Origin of the sequence: Shewanella sp. BJSY2023SW001 (genome assembly GCF_047314685.1) — a bacterium.
GTDB classification, from domain to species: Bacteria; Pseudomonadota; Gammaproteobacteria; order Enterobacterales; family Shewanellaceae; genus Shewanella; species Shewanella indica.
This window is the reverse complement of record NZ_JBKORF010000061.1, coordinates 1-1,806: the sequence shown is the minus strand read 5'-3', so window position 1 is coordinate 1,806 and position 1,806 is coordinate 1. Positions and strand designations below refer to the sequence as shown.

Genomic DNA, 1,806 nt, shown 5'->3' with positions numbered 1-1,806 from the left:
GGGCTTTCGACACCGTGTGGGGCGGCAAGGGAGATCCAAGAGGGGATTGCTGTTGATCCCTTCTTGGTCGGGTGTGGGGCGAAGCTCCACGACTTGAGGCCGCTGGCACAGCGGCTATCATGGCTTTAAGCCAAAACTCACCAATAAACTTGGTCTTAGCTGCTCGCAAAATTGCAGCCCATCACCTGCGGTGGACTCTCACACAGGCGATCCTGTGACACGCTGTGAACCCATATATGGACCCATCCCGTTTGCAAGACATTTGATTTCAATTTGAGAAGAGTTCATTGCACCCATATATTCGGCCTGTTACTGAGTTAAATCTCTGGCCCTGATGGATATGTGCTTCTACTTTCCTCATCATCCTTGCGGCTTCACGATGAGCCTATGGATTCAACAGGTTTTAAGTAGAACAGTCTGACTGTCTCATCATCAAATCAATTGTCACCGCAACTTGGTGATAGGTTGGCATTATCTTACTTCACAACCTGATTTATAAGCTTCATGTCGCCGGCCGATACGTTTCTTCTTTGGCCGCTATGACCCAGGCAATTCTGGCAAGCTTGTTGGCTACTGAAAAACATACAGAACAAAATATACAGGACATCCAAAACACTTTCTGAGCCGCAAGGAAGCACCTTGCAGGGGTCAGTCTCTGATAAATAACGACGGATTTTTGGAAGTAGGCTCTCTGAGATGAGTAATCTGCGAGATTCATGCAAAAACTGCGGTTGCCAAGCATGCCAACGGCAGGCTTAAGCCTGTTTCTGCAAAATCACCAACGATCTAAGGTTAATGGGGATGTATTGCTTGGCTTTGTTGCTTACCCCGGCACCATTTACCGCCATATTTGGCCTTCATGGCACACATCGCATCCCATCGGCCACTCATGCCACTGTACTGACGGCGAAACTCTTTGGCGGAAGTTATCCAGGCATCGTCGCTGATACCAAGCTCAAGCAGTAGTTTGGGCCTGGAACAGGCAATAAAGCCACGCTTGTCTTCCCGCACCGCCCGGCCTGTCCAATCAATCAGCTCCAAATAGTCGGCAAAGTGAAATGGGATACCGCTTTGTTCGGCGGCAGTGGCTGCACCATCAAATTGCAGCAGTGGCTTAAGTGAAGCGTTGACAGTTGCTGGCTCTGCAACTTCTTCTATGCGCTCCTGAATGGATGTGTAATCAGAAGTTTGCAGCGAATCTGCAATACCTGCGCGAATGGGATTTAAATCCACGTACATCATGCAGGCCAGCAGCGCCTGTTCATCGAGCAGCGCCTGCGACTTAAAGCGCCCTTCCCAGAATACGCCCTTGCAGCCATCTTCTCGATTGGCCTTGCGGGCGATATCTTCGTTTAAACAGCGCATAAACCAACTGATACTGCCAAGGCGTTCCTGCCAATCGCTAATCAGCGAATCCAGCAGTATTCGCTCACCTTCCGAGAGACTATCGCCCTTAAGGAACTTTGCCGCCACGGGATTGCCACTAAAGAGCCCTGTCCAACGCTCAATGACTTCAAATGGCGACAACGATTGTTGCGCAGCAAGGTCGATTTTAAGCACCAAATGGTAGTGATTACTCATAACCGCATAAGCGCAAACGTCGATGCAGAATATTGACGACAACTGCCTGATTTTATCCACTATCCAGCCACGTCTATGCTCGTAACTGCGCCCAGACAGTGCATCTTCACCACACAAAAATGCCCTTCTAACGCAACGGTTAATCACGTGGTAAAAGGGCGTACTTTCAGCGTCTATCAACTGACGGCGGGCTGTAGTCATAACCAACCTCGACTGAGCTTTGAT

1 protein-coding gene is annotated in these 1,806 nt (G+C 49.5%); it reads right to left on the bottom strand.

All coding sequences use genetic code 11. The annotated features are described in order from the left end of the window. Nucleotides 1-792: 792 nt before the first annotated feature. Entirely contained in the window at nucleotides 793-1,782 is a 990-nt protein-coding gene (locus tag ACMHXH_RS14030) for a transposase (RefSeq protein WP_413738194.1), read from the bottom strand. Nucleotides 1,783-1,806 lie beyond the last annotated feature (24 nt).

What these genes read in the sequence shown, in the direction of transcription:
- ACMHXH_RS14030 (WP_413738194.1), bottom strand. Translation starts at nt 1,782, where the DNA reads ATGACTACAGCCCGCCGTCAGTTGATAGACGCTGAAAGTACGCCCTTT.